The organism is Thioalkalivibrio sp. ALE22, assembly GCF_000381445.1.
Classification (GTDB): Bacteria; Pseudomonadota; Gammaproteobacteria; order Ectothiorhodospirales; family Ectothiorhodospiraceae; genus Thioalkalivibrio.
Window position 1 is genome coordinate 1 of record NZ_KB906505.1, and the last position, 17,822, is coordinate 17,822.

At 68.1% G+C, this 17,822-nt stretch carries 21 protein-coding genes; 7 read left to right on the forward strand and 14 right to left on the reverse strand.

The features are described from left to right. On the reverse strand, positions 1-251 hold a 251-nt coding region (locus F793_RS0108045), incomplete at its 3' end, for a transposase (RefSeq protein WP_026333048.1). A gap of 238 nt (positions 252-489) precedes the next feature. Between F793_RS0108045 and F793_RS0108050 the strand changes: the two genes are divergently transcribed. Beyond that, the gene (locus F793_RS0108050; RefSeq protein ID WP_018882263.1) at positions 490-1,335 is read left to right on the forward strand and encodes a transposase; all 846 of its coding nucleotides are present in this window, start codon (positions 490-492) and stop codon (positions 1,333-1,335) included. Between the two features lie 63 nt (positions 1,336-1,398). Here F793_RS0108050 and F793_RS0108055 read toward each other — a convergent pair whose 3' ends face one another. From F793_RS0108055 to F793_RS0108110, 11 genes are all read right to left on the reverse strand, one after another. Beyond that, positions 1,399-2,607 carry an IS110 family transposase gene (locus tag F793_RS0108055; protein WP_019592799.1) on the reverse strand — a complete coding sequence of 403 codons (1,209 nt, stop codon included), beginning with the start codon at positions 2,605-2,607 and terminating at the stop codon, positions 1,399-1,401. Between the two features lie 320 nt (positions 2,608-2,927). After that, positions 2,928-3,314: a type II toxin-antitoxin system PemK/MazF family toxin gene (locus F793_RS0108060; protein ID WP_255349380.1), complete on the reverse strand. Its 387-nt coding sequence runs from the start codon at positions 3,312-3,314 to the stop codon at positions 2,928-2,930. Then, positions 3,308-3,559 (reverse strand): AbrB/MazE/SpoVT family DNA-binding domain-containing protein, encoded by a 252-nt coding sequence (locus tag F793_RS0108065; RefSeq protein ID WP_018882265.1) that lies wholly within the window; start codon positions 3,557-3,559, stop codon positions 3,308-3,310. The genes F793_RS0108060 and F793_RS0108065 overlap by 7 nt, the downstream gene beginning before the upstream one ends. Positions 3,560-3,839: 280 nt before the next feature. After that, positions 3,840-4,691: a secretin N-terminal domain-containing protein gene (locus F793_RS0108070; RefSeq protein WP_018877876.1), complete on the reverse strand. Its 852-nt coding sequence runs from the start codon at positions 4,689-4,691 to the stop codon at positions 3,840-3,842. Beyond that, entirely contained in the window at positions 4,657-5,139 is a 483-nt protein-coding gene (locus F793_RS0108075; RefSeq protein ID WP_018876137.1) for a hypothetical protein, read from the reverse strand. The genes F793_RS0108070 and F793_RS0108075 overlap by 35 nt, the downstream gene beginning before the upstream one ends. 272 nt (positions 5,140-5,411) lie before the next feature. Beyond that, the gene (locus tag F793_RS0108080; RefSeq protein WP_018882266.1) at positions 5,412-5,909 is read right to left on the reverse strand and encodes a GNAT family N-acetyltransferase; all 498 of its coding nucleotides are present in this window, start codon (positions 5,907-5,909) and stop codon (positions 5,412-5,414) included. A gap of 368 nt (positions 5,910-6,277) precedes the next feature. Next, entirely contained in the window at positions 6,278-6,871 is a 594-nt protein-coding gene (locus tag F793_RS0108090) for a chalcone isomerase family protein (RefSeq protein WP_018882267.1), read from the reverse strand. After that, on the reverse strand, positions 6,868-8,232 hold the full coding sequence (locus tag F793_RS0108095) for an MFS transporter (RefSeq protein ID WP_018876140.1): 1,365 nt from the start codon (positions 8,230-8,232) through the stop codon (positions 6,868-6,870). The genes F793_RS0108090 and F793_RS0108095 overlap by 4 nt, the downstream gene beginning before the upstream one ends. After that, positions 8,213-9,472, reverse strand: a complete 1,260-nt coding sequence (locus F793_RS0108100) for a cyclopropane-fatty-acyl-phospholipid synthase family protein (protein WP_018882268.1) — start codon at positions 9,470-9,472, stop codon at positions 8,213-8,215. The genes F793_RS0108095 and F793_RS0108100 overlap by 20 nt, the downstream gene beginning before the upstream one ends. Continuing rightward, positions 9,472-10,242, reverse strand: a complete 771-nt coding sequence (locus tag F793_RS0108105; protein WP_018877903.1) for a DUF1365 domain-containing protein — start codon at positions 10,240-10,242, stop codon at positions 9,472-9,474. Before F793_RS0108105 ends, F793_RS0108100 begins: the two co-directional genes overlap by 1 nt. Next, positions 10,243-11,613 (reverse strand): NAD(P)/FAD-dependent oxidoreductase, encoded by a 1,371-nt coding sequence (locus F793_RS0108110; RefSeq protein ID WP_018882269.1) that lies wholly within the window; start codon positions 11,611-11,613, stop codon positions 10,243-10,245. It abuts the gene before it with no gap. A 130-nt stretch (positions 11,614-11,743) separates the two neighbouring features. Here F793_RS0108110 and F793_RS0108115 point away from each other — a divergent pair, with 130 nt between their 5' ends. The 4 genes from F793_RS0108115 (at position 11,744) to F793_RS0108130 (ending at position 14,572) form a co-directional block, all read left to right on the forward strand. Then, positions 11,744-12,544 (forward strand): DUF3429 domain-containing protein, encoded by an 801-nt coding sequence (locus tag F793_RS0108115; protein WP_019592800.1) that lies wholly within the window; start codon positions 11,744-11,746, stop codon positions 12,542-12,544. Positions 12,545-12,575: 31 nt separating this feature from the next. Next, the gene (folE, locus tag F793_RS0108120; protein ID WP_018882271.1) at positions 12,576-13,229 is read left to right on the forward strand and encodes a GTP cyclohydrolase I FolE; all 654 of its coding nucleotides are present in this window, start codon (positions 12,576-12,578) and stop codon (positions 13,227-13,229) included. 239 nt (positions 13,230-13,468) lie between these two features. Then, complete coding sequence (locus tag F793_RS0108125) at positions 13,469-14,098, forward strand: class I SAM-dependent methyltransferase (protein ID WP_018882272.1); 630 nt, start codon at positions 13,469-13,471, stop codon at positions 14,096-14,098. Between the two features lie 261 nt (positions 14,099-14,359). Next, positions 14,360-14,572 carry a YjfB family protein gene (locus tag F793_RS0108130; protein WP_019592801.1) on the forward strand — a complete coding sequence of 71 codons (213 nt, stop codon included), beginning with the start codon at positions 14,360-14,362 and terminating at the stop codon, positions 14,570-14,572. A gap of 222 nt (positions 14,573-14,794) precedes the next feature. Here F793_RS0108130 and F793_RS0108135 read toward each other — a convergent pair whose 3' ends face one another. Both F793_RS0108135 and F793_RS0108140 read right to left on the reverse strand, forming a co-directional pair. After that, entirely contained in the window at positions 14,795-15,433 is a 639-nt protein-coding gene (locus F793_RS0108135) for a YceI family protein (protein WP_018882274.1), read from the reverse strand. Further along, a complete protein-coding gene (locus F793_RS0108140; RefSeq protein WP_026280281.1) occupies positions 15,426-16,202 on the reverse strand; it encodes a CDP-alcohol phosphatidyltransferase family protein in 777 nt (258 codons plus the stop codon). The genes F793_RS0108135 and F793_RS0108140 overlap by 8 nt, the downstream gene beginning before the upstream one ends. A gap of 164 nt (positions 16,203-16,366) precedes the next feature. Here F793_RS0108140 and F793_RS0108145 point away from each other — a divergent pair, with 164 nt between their 5' ends. After that, positions 16,367-17,368, forward strand: coding sequence for a zinc-binding alcohol dehydrogenase (locus F793_RS0108145; RefSeq protein WP_018882275.1), 1,002 nt, complete (start codon positions 16,367-16,369; stop codon positions 17,366-17,368). A gap of 31 nt (positions 17,369-17,399) precedes the next feature. Beyond that, positions 17,400-17,798: a 6-carboxytetrahydropterin synthase gene (locus tag F793_RS0108150; RefSeq protein ID WP_018876148.1), complete on the forward strand. Its 399-nt coding sequence runs from the start codon at positions 17,400-17,402 to the stop codon at positions 17,796-17,798. Positions 17,799-17,822: the final 24 nt, after the last annotated feature.

Sequence of the window (17,822 nt, forward strand, 5' to 3'; positions counted from 1 at the left end):
CGCTTGAGCTCGCGGTTCTCCCGCTCCAGCGCCTTCAGGCGTGCCCGTTCGTTATCCGACAACGCCGAGGCATCGTCCCGCTCGCGCTCCGCGCGGCGGACCCACAGCCGCAGCGTCTCGCCCGTGCAGCCAATCTTCGGTGCAATCGACTGGATCGCCGCATGCTGCGACGAATACTCCTCCTGGTGTTCCCACACCAGCCGCACCGCCCGTTCCCGGACCTCCGGGCTATACCGTGTCGTCTCACTCATCGCTCTATCCTCCCAAGGATCAGAGCCTCCGGAAAAGTCGGTACGGTTCAGGGCCTTTTTTGTGTTTGAGGCTGGTGGGTTCGCCACCTGCGAACCCACGGGGTCAAACCTTGGGAACCCCAGGGGTCAAACCTTGCCTTTTGCCCGGCTGGCTGGTGGGCGGCGGTGCTCGGCTTGTCGGCGCGGTCGGCTTTAGGGTGTACTAGCGGGGGTCAGGGACAAGACGAAGAGAGCAGGGATGGCTCGATCGGTGCGGTTGGAGTATCCGTGGGCGCTGTATCACGTGACGGCGCGCGGCAATCGGCGGGACTGGATCTATCTGGATGACGTTGACCATCGGCGCTTCGAAGAAACGCTGGCGCAGGCGGTCGAGCGCTTCAAATGGGTGGTCTTTGCGTACTGCCTGATGGGCAACCACTATCACCTTCTGGTAGAGACGCCGGATGCGAACCTGGGCCGGGGGATGCAGTGGCTGAACGGCGTTTACACGCAGCGGTTCAACCGCCGTCACCGGCGTGTGGGTCATGTGCTTCAAGGCCGGTACAAGGCGATCCTGGTCGAGCGCGAGTCGTATCTTCTGGAATTGGCGCGCTACATCGTCCTCAATCCGGTGCGTGCGCATCTGATCGACGATCCTGCGGACTGGGAGTGGAGCAGCTACCGGCCCACCGCGGGCCTTTCGGACGCCGTCTCGTGGCTATCGACGGATCGCGTGCTGGACGAATTCGGCCCGGCCGCCTCCCGACAGCAGGCCTATCGGCGGTTTGTCCATGAGGGAATCGGACGTACCTCCCCCTGGAATGATCTGCATGCGCAGCTATTTCTTGGCTCCGAGGCCTTTGTCGAGGCGCGGCTGGCAGGTCAGTCCGGCAGGCAGGACTTGGACCCGGAATACCCCAGGGCCCAGCAGCGGCCTGTGCCGCCGACGCTCGAAGTCCTGGAGGCCAGCTTCCCGAGGAATGAAGCCATTCGGCGCGCGTATGCGTCCGGTGGCTACACGCTGAAAGCTATCGGTGACCATTTCGGTCTGCATTATTCGCGAGTGAGTCGAATCGTGTCCGCGGGGGCAAAAGGCAAGGTTTGACCCCGTCGGCTCCTCGTCGGTTCCGGGGGCAAAAGGCAAGGTTTGAACATCCCTCTCGGATTTTCAAGGCTTGGGCGTCTCGAATGTGGGGAGGCGGTGGTACTCCCGTCCTTGACGGAGCATCGTCCAGATCATTCGGATCAAGTGACGGCCGAGGGCTCGTACCGCTTGATTGTGCGTCTTGCCTTGAGCACGTTTGCGGTCATAGTACGCGCGGGACTCGGGCACATGGGCCATGTGCCGTGCCACGCAGGTCATCAGTGCATTCTGGCATCGGGTATTAACGGAGCGGGGGCGTTTACCCCGATCGCGAACGCCCGAACTGTTCGCTAGCGGGGCCATCCCCACATAGACGGCCAGCCCCGATTCCTTGGTGAACCGATCCAGTGTGCCGATCTCGCCCACTAACTCCGCAACACCCGTCGGGCCGAAACCGGGGATGGATCGCAGGAGCCGAGCCGGTTGGCTCTCGCACGCCAAGCGTTCGAGCTCGGTGTCCAACTCCGTGATCCGCTCACTCAGCGTCAGGATCGATCGTGCATCGGTGACCACATCCATATCGCCGAAGGCGATATCCGGGCCAAATTGTGCGGTCGGCTGCCATGCCTGGATCTTGGCGAGATAAGCGCGCCCAATACCCCGTATCCTTAACAGCGTCGAGGCGCGTACTCGTGGCAACGCCGTGAGGCGGTCTCGGCAGGTCAGGAAGCGGAGGAACCACCGGTTGTCGATCGAACCCGTGATCGACAGCAAGCCCGGGCAAAGCGCCTGTAGATCGCAGTTCAGCCGCGTCAGACGCCCAGCCCGCTCCTGTACCAGCACCCGCCGCCGGCGCGTCAGATACTTCAGATGGCGGTGCGCCTTTGGGATCAGCGTCACCCGCTGTAGGGCATTGCGGGCCACCCCGGGTTGCTGATCCAGCGCGAATAGCTCGAGCATGCGGCGCGAGTCGATCGCGTCCGTCTTGGCAGGAGCCGGAAAGATCTCCTTATACCGTGCTAGCTTCAAGTTATTGACGTTGTACAGCGCCCAACCGCGGGCCAGGGTCTGGCTATCCAGCGGGCGTGCCCAGCCGTTGTAACCTTCCATCGCCACCTGGACCCTCTGGTCCGGCGACCGACGATGGCGTTCCACTCGTTCGAAGAACGCTGTAAATCCAGACGGTTCGTGATCGATGCGGAACTCGTCCAGCACATGTCCCGTACCATCGCCGACCGCCACTTGGTGGAAACGACTGCCGACATCCACGGCTACAAGAAGAGGGGTATCCATAGCGGTGACCTCCAGGCAAGATCCGACGCCAAAACTCATCCGGCGTCTCGTCTACCTTTCAGCCATCACTCCAGAGGAGTGGGCACCATCCACGTGGGACGCTCCGGATGATGCAGGGGCGGCGAAGGCGGTATTTCAGAACCGAGCACGTCCAAGCGGAGTGCGGACCCCACAAGCCACACCTCCGCCGCCGCCTCGAGTCTAGAACACCTCAACACCCTTCGCCGGCCTGCGAAATCCAAAGGTAGACCCCGTCGGTTCGGACCCCGTCGGTTCGTGCGCGGGGGCAAAAGGCAAGGTTTGACTCCGTCGGTTCCCCGCTAGGCGGGATCGGGGCAGAGTTCGAGGATCTGGTTGAGGACCGCGCAGGCTTCCTGATAGGTCCCCTGCGGCACTTGTCCGGCTGGATGGGGTGTCGCGTTGCGTTGGCGCCAGTCGAAGGACTTTACCTGGTGGCAGAGGATGTAGCTGGTTCTTGCATCCGGCGTCGTGCCCGCCACCACGGCGAAGGGGTTGGTCGCATTGTAATCGGCAGTGGTCATGGGGAGCCCCAGAACCAGCGAGGTGCGGGCGTTGAATTGGGTCGGCGACAGGACGAGGAAGGGGTGAATATCTCGCATTTCCCGCCCGGCCTGAGGGTTGCAGTCTATCCAGATGACGTCACGGCGCCGGGGTACCCAGTCCTTGGGTGCTGCACGCTTTACCATCGTTCATTTCCAATCACGTCCGTGCACATGGCCTCGCCGCTATGCTTGTCCGGGTCGAATCCTTTCAGGCGTTCCTCCAGGCTCATGGATGGAGTGGTTTCCGGACGGATTACGATCTGGTTGCCTTCGACGGAGACGATCACGGATTGGTCCGCCTCCAGGTGCGCTGCGCGCGCGATGGCCGCAGGAAGCCGGACGCCCAGATTGTTGCCCCAGCGCTTGATGTTCAGTCGTGTCTCGGCCATTGCTCCACCCGCAAGATGTATAGACATTGTTTAAACGACTGTATCACCACGGTGTGGGGGCGTGCCAGAGGGGTATGTTCGGGCGGGCGGGGGACATCCCGGATAACCGCGTTGCGGTTTCCGGGACGATGATCGGGTGTGTCGGCGTGCCATCTGGCGGGTTTGGTCGAAGGGGTGGCTCCCGCCGTTGTGGGTGCGTTTCGTGGGGTCAACGCACCCTACGGGCAGTGCTATTCCGTAGGATGCCGATGAGCGAAGCGAATCGCATCATGGGAGCGGGCTAGCGGGCGGGATCGACGCGAATTTCGAGGGTGAGGGTGTCGCGGTCGCGGGTGGTGCGGCGGGAGGCGAGGCCGCGTTCCGTGACGTCGGTTTCGGTGTGGACGCCGCCCAGGGTGTGCCAGGTGCCCGGCTCCAGCGTGAGTTGCGTGTCGATGGCGTCGCGGTCCACGGCGCCGCGGGGGAGGGGGCCTTCGTGGAGCTGGGAGATGGCGATGCGGATGCGGCCGTCGGGCTGGACCTGGGGGCGGACGCGGAAGCCACGGGCGGTGTCCTGCAGCAGGGGTTCGATGCCGACGCCGGCGCGGCCGTGGAGGATGCGGAAGCCGGCGGCGCGGGTCTCGCCGACCAGGATGATGGCCTCGGTGCCTTCCCGCAGGCGCAGGTGCTGGGTCTGGTCGTCGCGGCGGGTGGTGCGCAGCCGCTGGCTGGAGATGCGGCCCTCGGTGCCCTCCGGGCCGCTCTCGAACTCGAGGCCGGTGCCGCGTTCGGTGCGCGGGGCGTCGCGGTGGCGGCGTACGGAGAGGACGAGGTCCTGGGCCGGCGTGTCGAGTTCGGCGACGACTTCGCGGATCTGTTGCAGGGTGCGGGCGTCGGCGCGTACCAGCAGCCGGAAGCCGTCGCCGCGCAGGGTGGCGGTGTCGCCGAACAGGGCCTGCAGCTCGGGTAGCAGGCTGTTCGCCGGTCGGTGTTGCAGCGGCAGCACGGCGACCTCGGCGTGGGTGTCGCGTGCACCGGCGAGGCCGGGGAGCAGGGTGCCAGCCGCCAGCGCGAGGGCGGCTCGCAGGAGGTAACGCCGCTCGGTCATGTCGGGCGGCTCAGACGAGGAGGCGGCGGAGTTCGACGGCTTCATCGCTGAGACTCCAGTTGGCCTCGAAGTCCTGGACGGCGCGCTGGGTGCCCGGCCGATCGTCGACGTCGCCGCGCAGTATGCGGCGCCCGCCGGCCTGGGTGAGCTGCATCCAGCCGCTGTGGTCGGCAATCGCGGTGACGGTCAGCGGGCTTTCCTCGGCGGCCTCCAGGCGGCGCACCGAGACTGCGCTGGGCAGGCGCTTGATGCTCTCCACCAGGCTCGGAAGCTGCTCCTTGAGCGCCAGGTCGTCGTCGACCAGCAGGCGGATATCGGTATGCCGGTGGCGGCGTGCGATCCCGGCCAGTTCCGCGCCCAGGTCGGGCCCGGCGATCTCGGCCAGCAGGGCGACGCGGGCATGCAGCCAGAGGCGTCGGCGGGTGGCGGCCAGGAGTTCGGCCAGCAGGGCCTCGGCGTCAATCAGGGTCGGGTCGCGTTCGGGGGCGGTCATCGGGGTCTCGCTCGGGTTGACGGTCTTTCCCTCAGCATAGGGGAGTGGGGGTGGGTTCGCATCATTGCGCGGGGTCGGTTCCCCCCGGGGGTTAGGGGAGCGTTTCGGGCGCGAATCAGAGATATGAGTACGGTGGCAGAGGCGGATAGGCAAGATCTGTGAGATCCGTGCATATCCCCTGTAGGAGCCGGCTCGCCGGCGAAGCTCCTGCCAAAGTCGGGCGCGGGCAGGGGCTTCGCCGGCAAGCCGGCTCCTACGGGGCGCCAGCGGAGTTACAGTGACTGGGCCGCGTGGGTGTGGGTGGCATGGGAATAGGGTGCCGCCGGGCGCGGGATTGGGGTGTGGATGCGGTGGAGCATGCGGCGGTGGGGGATGCCGGCGTCCTCGAAGGTGTCGCTGATGACGAAGAAGTCGTGGCGGGCGTAGAAGCCGATACGGCTGTTCTGGGCGTTCAGCCAGACCTCGCGCCAGCCGTGGCGGGCGGCGGCCTGGATGGCGCAGTCCAGCAGGCGCGAGCCGATGCCGTGCCCGCGCCAGGGTTTGCGCACGGCCATGCGGCCGATCTGGCCGGAGGGCAGCAGGCGCAGGGTGCCGACCGGTTCACCCTCCGGCCCGGTCGCCAGCCAGTGCAGGGCGGCGGCGTCCAGGCCATCGAATTCCAGGGCCTCGGGTACGCCCTGCTCCTCGACGAAGACCTCGCGGCGGATCAGGGACAGTGCGTCGGCGTCGGCAGGCCAGGTGGCCTCCCGCAAGGTGATGCGATGTTGCATGGGTATCCTCCTCCGGCATGCCGTAAAGGAGAGCCGCGCCCGCGTGTGCCAGCAATCCGATTGCGTGGCTGGCTCCCCGGCCGTCCTGACCCTGGCCCCGGACGGAAGAGTCTAGTTCAGGTTGGGGGAATCTTCCTGTGAAGGGTTTCTCGGAACGGTGGGTGTTCGATGCCGGGCTTGGCCGGCAGGAGGGCGGGGTACTGCGGGCCCTGCGTGGTGACCGGTATTTTGTCGTGAGGCACCGCGAGGCGATCGCCACGGCGCATGGTGCCTCGCGTTGACGGGCACGGCATGGGCGCGGTGCCAGAGGCTGGGCGATTGCCGCGGCGCTTCGCGCCTCGCAATGACTGGTCGTTGCTGTTCGGCGATCAGCGTGCGCCGATCAGGGTGTCGCGGAAGCGGCGCGACAGGGGTTCTTCCGGGTGCAGCCAGATGCCGAAATAGGCCTCGGCGAAGTCGTGGCCGGGGACCTCGACCAGCGGGGTACCGTTTTGCAGCAGGCGGGTGCCGTGGCCCGGGCGGTATTCCAGGGCGTAGCGGTCGCCGGCCTCCATGTCGCGGTAGGCGGCGTTGAAGGTGTCGAGCCGGTCGGCCAGCGCCGCCAGTGTTTCCGCGTCCTGCTGGTCCTCGAGCAGGCTGTTACCGCTGCGGCGGAAGTCGTCGGCGCTGATCGCGCGCAGGTATTCGAGGTCCAGGCGCTTGGGCACGTCGGCGGTCAGGACATCCTCCGGAGCGACTTCTTCGGGTACGTAGAGCGCGCCGACGTAGACGCGGAACACTGTGTAGCGATAGAGCCGGCCCGCACGCAGGGGCACTGTGGTGTTGTCGATGGTGACCGATTCGGCGAAGCGCACGCCGTCGATCTCGGTGGCGGCCGCGGCCGGGGCGGCGAGCGACAGGGTCAGCAACACGGTGGCCAGAAGCGAGGCCACGAAACGGGAGGGTCGGATACGGTGGATCATGGGTGGGTGCCTCCGGGCTGGGCGGGGATGGTGGCTTGTTCGCGCGCGTGGATGCGTTCGCGCAGGGTGTGCTGGGCGTCGGCGTCGATGGGGAAGCGCCAGATCAGGGCCATTGCCGCGAGCTTGAACAGGACCGGCAGGCCGGCGTAGGCCAGGGCCAGGACGAGCAGGGCGGTGGGGCTGTTGTCGCCATCGGCCGAGAATCCGGCCGCACCCAGTAGCGGGAAGCTGAGGCCGACGGCCAGCGCGAGGGCCAGCTTGGTCGCCATGCCCCACAGACCGAAGAACAGCCCGGCGCGCTCGCCGCCGCCGTCGGCGGTGTCCTGGTCGATCACATCGGCCTGCATCGCGGCCGGCAGGGCGAGATCGACCCCGAGGCTGAGCCCGGTCAGTACGGTGATGGCGTAGAACGCCAGCACGTCACCGGCGCTGAGGAACGGCACCCAGATGAAGAAGCTGGAGGCCAGCAGCATCGAGAGTGTCCAGACCCGATGTTTGGGCAGGCGCCGCGCCAGGCGCAGCCACAGCGGCAGGGCGAGGATGCCGGTGGCGAAGTAAACCAGCAGCAGCGGCCCGGCATGGCCTGGCGCCTCCAGCACGTGGGTGATGAACAGCAGGAAGAGCGTGGCGGGGATCGCGTTGGCGGTGCCGTTCAGGATCCACGCCAGGATCAGTCGGCGGAAGGGGCGGTTGCCCAGCAGCAGGCCCCAGCCAGCGCGCCACGGCACGGGCGCGAGCCTTCCGGGGCGTTCCGGCACGCGCCACAGCAGGATCAGGAAGGCGACCGGCAGCAGCACCCACAGCAGCACCGCGAGGGCTGCGAGCGCGGCCCCGGCATCGTCCTGCAGGCCGAGGACCGCCGGCAGTGCCGCGGCCGTGACCGTACCCAGTACGACGAAGCCCTCGCGCGCGGCGGTGATGCGCGAGCGTTCGTGGTAGTCGCCGGAGAGCTCCGCGCCCCAGGCCGCATAGGGCAGGGCGACCAGCGTCCAGCCCAGATAGACCAGGGTGCTGAACAGCAGCAGGTATCCCGCGCCGGCCTCGGCCGGCGGGCGGAACAGGAACGGCGCGGCGAGCAACAGCAGCGGCACGCCGGCCAGCATCACCGCGCGCCGGCGCCAGGCCCCGGGGATGCGATCGGACAGGTGGCCGACCAGCGGGTCGGTCACGACATCCAGCAGCCGCGCCGCAAGAAGGAGCAGACCGACCAGGGTGACGCCCAGGCCGGTGTGCTCGGCGTAATGCGCGGGCAGGAAGACGTACAGCGGCAGACCGAGCACGGCCAGGGGCATACCCAGACCGCCGTAGGCGAACAGCCGCGGCCAGCGCAGGGTGTTCACTTCATCGAGTCGCGGGGGCATTGCTGCCCGAGGCGGTGGCATCGGCGGGGTTTTGCAGGACGGCCTGCATCAGGTTCACGCGGGCGGTGTCGAAGCCGACTTCGCAGTACGCCAGGTAGTAGCGCCACATGCGCAGGAAGGATTGTGAATAGCCGAGCGCCTCGATCACCGGCTCCGCCTGGCGCACCTCCTGGTGCCAGTGGCGCAGGGTGCGCGCGTAGTCCGCGCCAAAGAAGGCCTGGTCCGTCACGGCGAGCCCGGCCCGTTCGGCCTCCGCGTTGAAGCGCGGGACCGAGGGCAGCATCCCGCCGGGGAAGATGTAGAGCTGGATGAAGTCGGCATTGCGGCGGTAGTGCTCGAAGGCGTGCTCGGCAATGGTGATCACCTGCAGCGCCGCGCGGCCGCCGGGGCGCAGGCAGGCGCGCACTTTGTCGAAGTAGGTCGCCCACCACTGCTCGCCCACCGCCTCGAACATCTCGATGGAGACCACGTGGTCGAAGGTCCCGTCGAGGTCGCGGTAGTCCTGCAGGCGCAGTTCCACGCGATCGCTCAGGCCGGCGCGTTCGATCCGCTCGCGGGCGTAGTCGAGCTGCTCCTGCGACAGGGTGACGCCGGTCACGCGATAACCGCGCCGGGCCGCCATCTCGGCGAAGCCACCCCAGCCGCAGCCGATCTCCAGGATATGCGCGCCCGGTTCGGCGTCCAGTTGATCCAGCAGGCGGGCATACTTCTGCGTCTGGGCCTGTTCCAGGGCCTCGTCGCCGCGGGTGAACAGGGCCGACGAGTAGCTCATCGTGCGGTCCAGCCACAGGTCGTAGAAGTCGTTGCCGAGATCGTAGTGGAAGCGGATGTTGGCGCGGCTGCCGCGCCGGCTGTTGCGGTGCCGCCAGTGACGCAGGCGGTCGAGGCCGCGCTGCCAGGCCGGACGATCCGCCAGGGGCGCGAGGGCGGGCTCGTTGTCGGTGGCGAAGCGCAGCAGGCTTGGCAGGTCCGGGGTGATCCAGTCGCCGCTGATGAAGCCCTCGGCAAAGCCGATGTCGCCGTGGCGCAGCAGGCGCAGGATCGCGCGCCACGGTCGGCGGAAGTGCCAGACGGCCTCGGCTCCGGCCTTGCGCCCGCGCAGGGTGATGCGGTCGCCCGACGGGCCGATCAGGGTGATCTGCCCGGTGTCGATGTCCTTCAGTGCGCGCGAGATCAGGCGCAGGGCCCAGTCCGGCCGGGTGGTTTCGTCCTGCGGGGTGTCGAGGTGGTTGAGGGCCATTAGTCGATCTCCTGTGCGGGGGGTGCCGGCCGCGGGTGGTAGCGCCCGCCACGCCACCAGATCTTCAGCGCCTGCCAGTGGATCAGCGGCAGGACCTTGAGGGTCATCCAGGGTTGTTTCAGGAAGGCGCCCAGCAGGGTGCGGTCGCTGAACGGGCGCAGGCGGCCATGCTGTGTGGCCGTCAGCATCAGGTCCTGATCCTGGTATTCGTTGATCGCGATCCGCAGGGATGCCCCGACCTGCGCACGCGGCGGCGTCAGGCTGAAGGCGTAGCGCGCGTGCATGTCGATGAAGGGCGATACGTGAAAGGCCTTCTGCTTCTCCTGGCGCACGGGACCGGCCATGGGCGCGCCGTGCTCGTGCAGCAGGTAGTGGTGGTGCTCGCCAAAGGTGTTGCGCACCTCCAGCAGGATCGCGCGCAGGTCACCGTCGGCGTGCCAGGCATACCAGACGCTCAGCGGGTTGAAGGCATGCCCGAGGACGCGCGGCATGGCCAGCAGATAGATCGGACCGCCGGCCAGGTCGATGCCGTAATCGGCCAGATGCGCCTCGATCCAGGGCCGCCAGGGGCGGCCGTCGCGCGGCCCGTGGTCCCGGGTGCGCAGGCTGAACAGGTTGAAGCCGTCCCGCGAGAACAAGCGGCAGCGCCGGGTGGTCTCGGCGAGGCGGTCGATATCGAACAGCGCGCTGATGACCGGGTAGCGAAAGCGGTACTGCTGCGGGAAGAACCGCTGATGCAGCACCGTGCCGTGTACGAGGGCGGCGTCCATTCAGGCGGCCCTGGAGCGTGCGGCCGAAGCGCCTGCTGCGGGTGCGGGGGCGTCGCCGTGCGCCGCGGGTTGCGGCGCGGATTCGCCGGCGGCGTGCAACGGCCGCGACCAGGGCGGTTCGATGCCCATAGCCTGACCGACGTGCACGGCCGAGCGCAGCCCGTCTTCGTGGAAGCCATAGCCCATCCAGGCCCCGGCGAAATACAGGCCATCCTCGCCCTGAGTCGCCGCAAGACGCTGGCGGGCGGTCTCCGCCGCGGTATCCATGACCGGGTGTTCCCAGTGCTGCTCGCCGAGCACATGGGTCGGATGCGGGTCGCGCCAGGGATTCAGGCTGATGATGTAGTCCTGGCGGCGCTCCAGGCGATGCAGGCGATTCATCCAGTAGGACACCGAGACGCGGTCCCGGGCTTGCGTGGTCCGCCCGGAGAGGTAGTTCCAGGAAGACCAGACCCGGCGCGAGCGGGGCATCAGGGCCGGGTCCGTATGCAGGATGGCGTGGTTGGCCTGGAAGCGGCAGGCGGACAGGAGCCGGTCGCGCGCCGGGACCGCGCCGTTCAGGAGCCCGCGCGCGGTGTCGGCGTGGCAGGCGAACACCACTGCGTCGAACCCGGTGCCCTGGGCATCGGTCAGGACGCGCCACTGACCGGACTCCGGCATCACCGCGCGCACAGGCTGGTGGACAACGCAGCCCGGTTCGAGGCGCTGCGCGAGACGCTCTACGTATTCGCGACTGCCGCCGACCACGGTGCGCCACTGCGGGCGGTCGCGCAGATCCAGCAGCCCATGATTGTGGAAGAATTGCAGGAAGCTGGCGGCCGGGAATTCGCGGATCGCCTCCGGCGGGCAGGACCAGATCGCGGCGGCCATCGGCAGCAGGTAGTCCTCGGTGAAGCCGCGCCCCAGACGGTGCCGGTCGAGGAAGGCCCCGAGCGTGCCTTCCGGGCTCTCGTGACGTTCGAACAGGCCCTTGCCCAGGCGGTTGAACCGCAGGATATCGCCCGCCATGCGCAGGAAGCGCGGGCGCACCAGATTGCGGCGCTGGGCGAACAGGGTGTTCAGGTCGGAGCCGGCATATTCGACCCCGTCGGGCTGGCGCGAGTAGCCGAAGGACATGTCGGTGTCCTGCGTGGCGACGCCCAGGTCCGTGAACAGCCGGGTCAGCAGCGGGTAGTTGCGCTCGTTATAGACGACGAACCCGGTGTCGATGGGTGTGGGACCCTGCGGGTCGGGAACCGCTACGGTGTGCGCATGACCGCCGAGCTCCGGTCCCGACTCGAACAGCTGAACCTGGTGACGGGTCTGCAGAATCCAGGCGGCGGACAGGCCGGCGATGCCTCCACCGATGACGGCGATGCGCGAGCGTTTCATGGTGGTGCTTCTCCGGACCCGAAAGGTGATGTACAACTTATACAATAGCTGTACAATCTTTGTAAATGGTGACGGTCGAAAGTTCCCGGGGTTCCAGTGCCGGGGACGCTTCGCCAGGCAACCGGCAGCAATGGAGACACGGACCGTGAAGACAGACGACATGACACAGGCAGGCGCCCCCGAATGGCCGCCGGAGGTGCGAGAGGCCCTGGCCACCCACGAGATCGTGGGCATTACGTCCGGCCTCTCGGACTTCCGCGATGCCGAGGCGTTGCTGGAGGCGACGGCTCCGGGCCGCTGGCAGCGGCTGGAGTGGGGCATGGGGTCGGCACACAATCGCGAGCAGTTCCACGCGCTGCAACAGGCCACCGGCGCGGCTGTGCTGCCGCTGTTCATCGCGCGCGAGGGCGTGATCGGCGGGCTGCCCGAGTTGCGCGAGTACCTGGGGCACCGGGCGTTGCAGGCGCGTGGCGACGGACCGCGACCGGACGCGCCGGCTCCGGCCTTGCAGGTTCTCGGAGTGGGGGGGCTGCTACCCTTCGCATTCTTCGGGGTGGAGGCATGGATGGCCCAGCCCGAATGGCAGGCTTTCGCGCTGGAGGCCCTGGCGCTCTATGGTGCGGTGATCCTGTCGTTCCTGGGGGCGATCCACTGGGGGATCTTCCTCGCGGATCGGCAGCACCGGGTAGGCCCGCTCGCGGCCCCGGTATGGGCGGTGGTGCCGTCCATCCTGGCCTGGCTGGCGGTGCTGCAGCCGCTGCCGGAGGCGCTGATGACCCTGACGGTGCTGTTTCTCGGGGTGCTGTGGGTAGACCGGCTGAGCCTGTATCGCCGCGCATTGCCCCGGGGGTACCTGGGCCTGCGCCTGGTGCTGACCGCCGGGGCGATGCTGGCGCTGGCCTCCGGCTTCGCGGTCACGCTGACGGCCTGAGCCGGGAGCCGGGACAGAGGAAAACGCAAGAATGAGCGAACACAAGGATTCGATGATGGATGCAGACGCCCGGACGGCCGACGAGCCAACGGCCACCAATTCCACGGGCCAGCCGCTGGCGGCCCCGGAACAGCTCGCCGAGCGCTACCGCGACATCCTCGCCGGCCTGGGCGAGAACCCGCAGCGCGAGGGCCTGCTGGATACTCCGATGCGCGCCGCCAAGGCGATGCAGTATCTCACCCGCGGTTATCACCAGGACCTGAACAGTATCGTCAACGGGGCCCTGTTCTCGTCGGACAACGACGAGATGGTGCTCCTGCGCGACATCGAGCTGTACTCCCTGTGCGAGCATCACCTGTTGCCGATCATCGGCAAGGTGCACGTGGCCTACCTGCCCAATGGCAAGGTGATCGGGCTGTCCAAGATCGCCCGCATCGTCGACATGTTCGCGGCGCGCCTGCAGATCCAGGAGAGCCTGACACGCCAGATCGCCGAGGCCCTGATGCAGGTGACGAATGCCAAGGGGGTCGGCGTGGTAGTGGACGCCAGGCACATGTGCATGACCATGCGCGGGGTGGAGAAGCAGCATTCCTCGATGGCGACCTCGGTGATGCTGGGCGCCTTCCGCGAGGACGGCCGGACCCGGCGCGAGTTCCTCAACCTGATCGGCCCCACGGGCAACTGACCGCTGCCGGGCGGCGCAGCCAAACAAAAAAATGGCCCGGCGCAAAGGCCGGGCCAAAGATCGTCCGGACACCCGTGTGATGGAGGGTTCTGGTCCGAACGGCGGATTGCCGACTGCCGTTGCCACGAGCCGGCAATTTCCGCAACTTGTATACGTGGACAGGGACTGTGGGAACAGGTTCCTGGCACTCGTCGAAAGAATGTGGCGGGCATCACATTTCCCTGTCCCCGGGAGCCTCGATGCGCGGTCTTGAACAGATCCCCTGGTTGTACGACGGCCTGATGGCCGGTGCCGAGCTGCTGGGCCTGCGTCGCTGGCGGCGGCGCCTGGTGGCGGGCGCGAACGGCCGGGTGTTGGAGGTGGGCTGTGGTACCGGGCGCGACCTGCCGCTGTACGCGGACCCGCAACGGGTCATCGGCATGGACCCGGACCTGGCGGCCCTGCGCCGGGCTCGCCGGCGGGCGCCTTCCGTGCCGTTGGTAGTGGCGCGGGCCGAGGCCCTGCCGTTCGCGGACGGGGCCTTCGATACCGTGGTCTCCGGACTGGTGTTCTGCAGCGTGCAGGATCCGTCACGGGCACTCGGCGAGGTGCGCCGGGTGCTGGCGGAGGCGGGCGAACTGCGCATGCTGGAGCATGTGCGCCATAAGCGGCCGCTGCTGGCGCGTGCCCAGGACCGCGTACAGCCGGCCTGGACCTGCATCACCGGCGGCTGCCACCCGAACCGCGATACCGAGGCCGCGGTGGAACAGGCCGGCTTCTGCATCGAGCCCGAGGGTCGAGTGGCGCGGGGCGTGATGCGGCGCTTCGCCGCGCGGGTCTGCCGTGCGCCCGCGGATGCGTCCGGGCGGAATGCCGGGGATCAGGGCTGAAGGGCAAGGGCGCTTTTTTCACCACGAAGGGCACGAAGATACGAAGGAAGGGCAAGGGCGTGTAACCACAGAGGTCACGGAGGACACGGAGAAATTCGGGAGCGGGGATGCGGGACGCGCTGCTATCCTGGTGAAAATCGTTGCCTTGAAAAAATCCGGTTCGAGGGCTCAAGTCTGCGAGGATTCAGCCGTCACCGGGGGCAGGTTCGTACCGTGTTGAGCGCATGCGGGCCTGTACATTCAGATTCTGGGAGTAGCGTGATGGACGCAAGCGCAATTGCCGCGATGGCCACGCAGAACAGCCAGCAGCAGCTGGCGATGCAAAAGGATGTGGCTGTTCAGAAGAAGGCGATGGAATCGCAGGAAATGGCCGCCCAGTCCCTGCTGCAGGCGATGCCCGACATCGGCGAGATGCAGGCCGCCACTCAGGGCCTGCCGGACAACGTGGGTACCAACATCAACACCACGGCCTGACACGTTCCGTACCGTCGATCCAGGAAGGCCCCGGCGCAATCATGCCCGGGGCCTTCTCGTTACTGGGTTATCGCCCGACTTTTCAATTTCCTACGCAAGGGTTTTCCCACGGATCCCGTTCGAATTCCTCCGTGTCCTCTGTGCCCTCTGTGGTGCAATCCGCCCTGGCCCTTCTTCGTGCCTTCGTGTGCTTCGTGGTGAATACATTCAGTCCGCCGGCCTTTACTGGCGCTGGGCCTCGAACTCGATGATCAGCTCGATCTCGTCGCCGACGATGTCGCGGGTCAGGCCGTAGGTCATGCCGAAGTCGGAGCGGTCGAAGCTGCCGCGCATGGACGCACCGAGCACGTACGGCCGCCCGAACAGGCCGCCGAGCGGGAACGGGTAGCGCCCGACCTTGTTGATGGTCACGTCGAGGTGGATGGTCCGGGTCTCGCCCAGCAGCTCGAGCCCGCCGCTCAGGCGCCCTGTGTTCTCCCCGGTCGGCTCGTAGCGCGTGGCGGTGAAGCGCATCTCCGGGTATTCCTCGACGTTCAGGAAGTCCTCGTTGCGCAGGTGGTCGTCGCGCTCGGCGTGGTTGGTGAACACGCTGTCGGTCTGGATGACGAAATGGCCGTCGCCCAGCTCGCCCGTGTCGGGGTCGAAGACGAACTCGCCCTCGGCTTCCAGGAACATGCCCAGGACCTTGGCATAGCCGGCATGATCGACCAGGAAGCCGACCGCGAAGTGGTCGGGGTCGATGACCCAGCGGTCGGCATCGGCCAGGGCCTGCGCGGGCAGCGCCAGGGCCGTGGCCAGCAGGCCACCCAGCAGCAGGCGGCGCAGGCGGGCGGGGCGGCGGTTGTTGCGGGCGTCAGTCATGACACACCTCCGGTCGGTGGCGGTACAGCCAGTGGATATCCACGGCAAAGGACAGGCCCAGAGCCAGCAGGCCGGCCAGGGCGATGGTGATGGCGGCGGGTGCGGGCAGGCCGGGGATCAGGACCAGTAGCAGGACCACGGTCTGCAACACGCAGACGGCCTGGCGGCGCCGGCTGGGCGGCAGCGGCGCGGCCAGCCAGGGCAGGGGGCGGGCGGCCAGCACGAAGGCGTAGCGCATCAGGCCGATCAGGATCACCCAGGGCCCCACCGCCGTCATCTGCCAGACGAGGATCGACAGGGCGAGGATCATGGCGGCGTCCAGCTCCATGTCGAAGCGGGCGCCGAACGCGGTGGCGCTGTCCGTGCGGCGCGCGACGGCCCCGTCCACCCCGTCCAGCACCAGTGCCAGGCCCGCGAGGGCGATCACCCACAGCGCCAGCACCGGTTCGTCCGGGGTGGGGGCGGCCAGGACCAGGCCGCCGAGCGGGGCGGTCAGCGCGGCGCGCAGGAGCGTGACCCGGTTGGCCGGGCCAGGGCCGCGCCCGGCAGACGCCACTCCGGCCGCCGGCGTGCGGCTGGCGAGGATGGCACCCAGCACCAGCCAGAGCGTGACGAAACCGGCGACGGTTGGCAGGCCCGCGTGCGCGTGCCAAACCAGCGCACCGGTTACGGCGAGGCCGGCCAGGCCCGCGAGCAGCCAGTCGGTCGCCCAGACCCGCAGGCCGGCCTGCAGGCGCAACGGGGAAGGCTTGGCAGGGGAAGACTCCATGCGGGGATTGTAGCGCTCCGTTGGCGATGGTCCTGGGGGCGCGCGGGTGGCACTCCCTGGTCTTGCGACCATGCGGGGCACCGGGAGTTGCCGCTTGCTGCGCCCTTCGCCCACACTGCGCGGATGATCGCGTGGCAGCGCACCCCGTTTCCGGGACCCTCCCGGTGAGCACGGCCGGCTCCGAACAGGCCTTCTGGGTCACCGGCCCGGGCACGGGCGCGTTGCGTCCGGAGGCACTGGCGGAGCCGGGCCCGGACGCGGTGCGGGTGCGCACGCAGTTCTCGGCGATCAGCCGCGGGACCGAGTCGCTGGTGTTCCACGGTCGGGTGCCGGAGAGCCAGTATCAGGCGATGCGCGCGCCGTTCCAGGCCGGCGAATTCCCGTGGCCTGTGAAGTACGGCTACATCAGCGTCGGCACCGTTGAGGCGGGTGGCGCGGCGCACGGGCTGGACGGGCAGCGAGTGTTCTGCCTGTATCCGCATCAAAGCGCCTACACGGTGCCGGCCGCCGCGGTGGTGCCGATACCGGATGCCGTGCCTTCGGGGCGCGCGGTGCTGGCGGCCAACATGGAGACGGCCATCAACGCGGTCTGGGACTTGCAGCCCGGTCCGGGGGATCGCCTCGCGGTGATCGGCGCCGGCGTGGTGGGCCTGCTGGTGGCCGGGTTGCTGCGGGCGATCCCGGGCGCCGAGGTCACGCTGATCGACCCCAATCCCGCCCGCGAACCCGTGGCGGCGGCGCTGGGATTGTCGCTCTGTACGCCGGAGGCGGCGCGGGGGAACCCGGAGCTGCAGGGGCTGGACGGGGTGGTGCATGCCAGCGGCAACCCGGCCGGGCTGGCGCAGGCCCTGGACCTGGCCGGGGTCGAGGCGCGGGTGGTGGAGATGAGCTGGTACGGCGACCAGCCGGTGCCGGCACCGCTGGGCGAGGCGTTCCATTCGCGGCGGCTTACGCTGCGCAGTTCACAGGTGGGCCGCATCCCGCCGGAGCGCGCGGCGCGCTGGGATTACCGTCGCCGCCTGGCGCTTGCATTGTCCCTGCTGGCCGATCCCGCACTCGACGCGCTGATCACTGGCGAGGATGCCTTCGCCAACCTGCCCGCGGCGATGGCCCGCGTCACGGGGCCCGAGGCCGCCCGCACCCTTTGCCACCGCGTCCGCTACTGATCTTTTATTTCTCAAGACGGGGAACCACCCGATGTACAGCCTGAACGTGCGTGACCACTTCATGATTGCCCACAGCTTCGCCGGCGAGACCTTTGGTCCGGCGCAGAAGCTGCACGGCGCGACCTACGTGGTCGATGTCACCTTCCGCCGCCGGGCGCTGGACGCGGACGGACTGGTGGTCGATATCGGCCGCGCCAGCGAGGTCGTAAAGGCCCTCCTGGCGGATCTCAATTACCAGAACCTGGACGAGCGCGAGGAGTTTCGCGGCCAGAACACGACCACCGAGTTTCTGGCCCACGCGCTGCACCAGCGCGTGGCAAGCGCCATCCATGCCGGCGAGCTGGGCGAGTCCGCGCGCGAGCTGGATGCGGTGTGCGTAACGCTGAACGAGTCGCATATTGCCTGGGCCAGCTACGAGGCCGCGCCCTGAGCGGAATGCGCGAACAAGGGAAAC

Excerpts from the sequence above, each read along its gene's own strand:
- F793_RS0108075 (WP_018876137.1), bottom strand. The coding sequence starts at position 5,139 with ATGACCGCCCCCGAACGCGACCCGACCCTGATTGACGCCGAGGCCCTG.
- F793_RS0108055 (WP_019592799.1), bottom strand. The coding sequence starts at position 2,607 with ATGGATACCCCTCTTCTTGTAGCCGTGGATGTCGGCAGTCGTTTCCAC.
- F793_RS0108050 (WP_018882263.1), top strand. The coding sequence starts at position 490 with ATGGCTCGATCGGTGCGGTTGGAGTATCCGTGGGCGCTGTATCACGTG.
- F793_RS0108090 (WP_018882267.1), bottom strand. The coding sequence starts at position 6,871 with ATGATCCACCGTATCCGACCCTCCCGTTTCGTGGCCTCGCTTCTGGCC.
- F793_RS0108135 (WP_018882274.1), bottom strand. The coding sequence starts at position 15,433 with ATGACTGACGCCCGCAACAACCGCCGCCCCGCCCGCCTGCGCCGCCTG.
- F793_RS0108125 (WP_018882272.1), top strand. The coding sequence starts at position 13,469 with ATGCGCGGTCTTGAACAGATCCCCTGGTTGTACGACGGCCTGATGGCC.
- folE (WP_018882271.1), top strand. The coding sequence starts at position 12,576 with ATGAGCGAACACAAGGATTCGATGATGGATGCAGACGCCCGGACGGCC.
- F793_RS0108095 (WP_018876140.1), bottom strand. The coding sequence starts at position 8,232 with ATGCCCCCGCGACTCGATGAAGTGAACACCCTGCGCTGGCCGCGGCTG.
- F793_RS0108110 (WP_018882269.1), bottom strand. The coding sequence starts at position 11,613 with ATGAAACGCTCGCGCATCGCCGTCATCGGTGGAGGCATCGCCGGCCTG.
- F793_RS0108130 (WP_019592801.1), top strand. The coding sequence starts at position 14,360 with ATGGACGCAAGCGCAATTGCCGCGATGGCCACGCAGAACAGCCAGCAG.
- F793_RS0108100 (WP_018882268.1), bottom strand. The coding sequence starts at position 9,472 with ATGGCCCTCAACCACCTCGACACCCCGCAGGACGAAACCACCCGGCCG.
- F793_RS0108065 (WP_018882265.1), bottom strand. The coding sequence starts at position 3,559 with ATGGCCGAGACACGACTGAACATCAAGCGCTGGGGCAACAATCTGGGC.
- F793_RS0108060 (WP_255349380.1), bottom strand. The coding sequence starts at position 3,314 with ATGGTAAAGCGTGCAGCACCCAAGGACTGGGTACCCCGGCGCCGTGAC.
- F793_RS0108115 (WP_019592800.1), top strand. The coding sequence starts at position 11,744 with ATGGAGACACGGACCGTGAAGACAGACGACATGACACAGGCAGGCGCC.
- F793_RS0108070 (WP_018877876.1), bottom strand. The coding sequence starts at position 4,691 with ATGAAGCCGTCGAACTCCGCCGCCTCCTCGTCTGAGCCGCCCGACATG.
- F793_RS0108080 (WP_018882266.1), bottom strand. The coding sequence starts at position 5,909 with ATGCAACATCGCATCACCTTGCGGGAGGCCACCTGGCCTGCCGACGCC.
- F793_RS0108140 (WP_026280281.1), bottom strand. The coding sequence starts at position 16,202 with ATGGAGTCTTCCCCTGCCAAGCCTTCCCCGTTGCGCCTGCAGGCCGGC.
- F793_RS0108105 (WP_018877903.1), bottom strand. The coding sequence starts at position 10,242 with ATGGACGCCGCCCTCGTACACGGCACGGTGCTGCATCAGCGGTTCTTC.
- F793_RS0108150 (WP_018876148.1), top strand. The coding sequence starts at position 17,400 with ATGTACAGCCTGAACGTGCGTGACCACTTCATGATTGCCCACAGCTTC.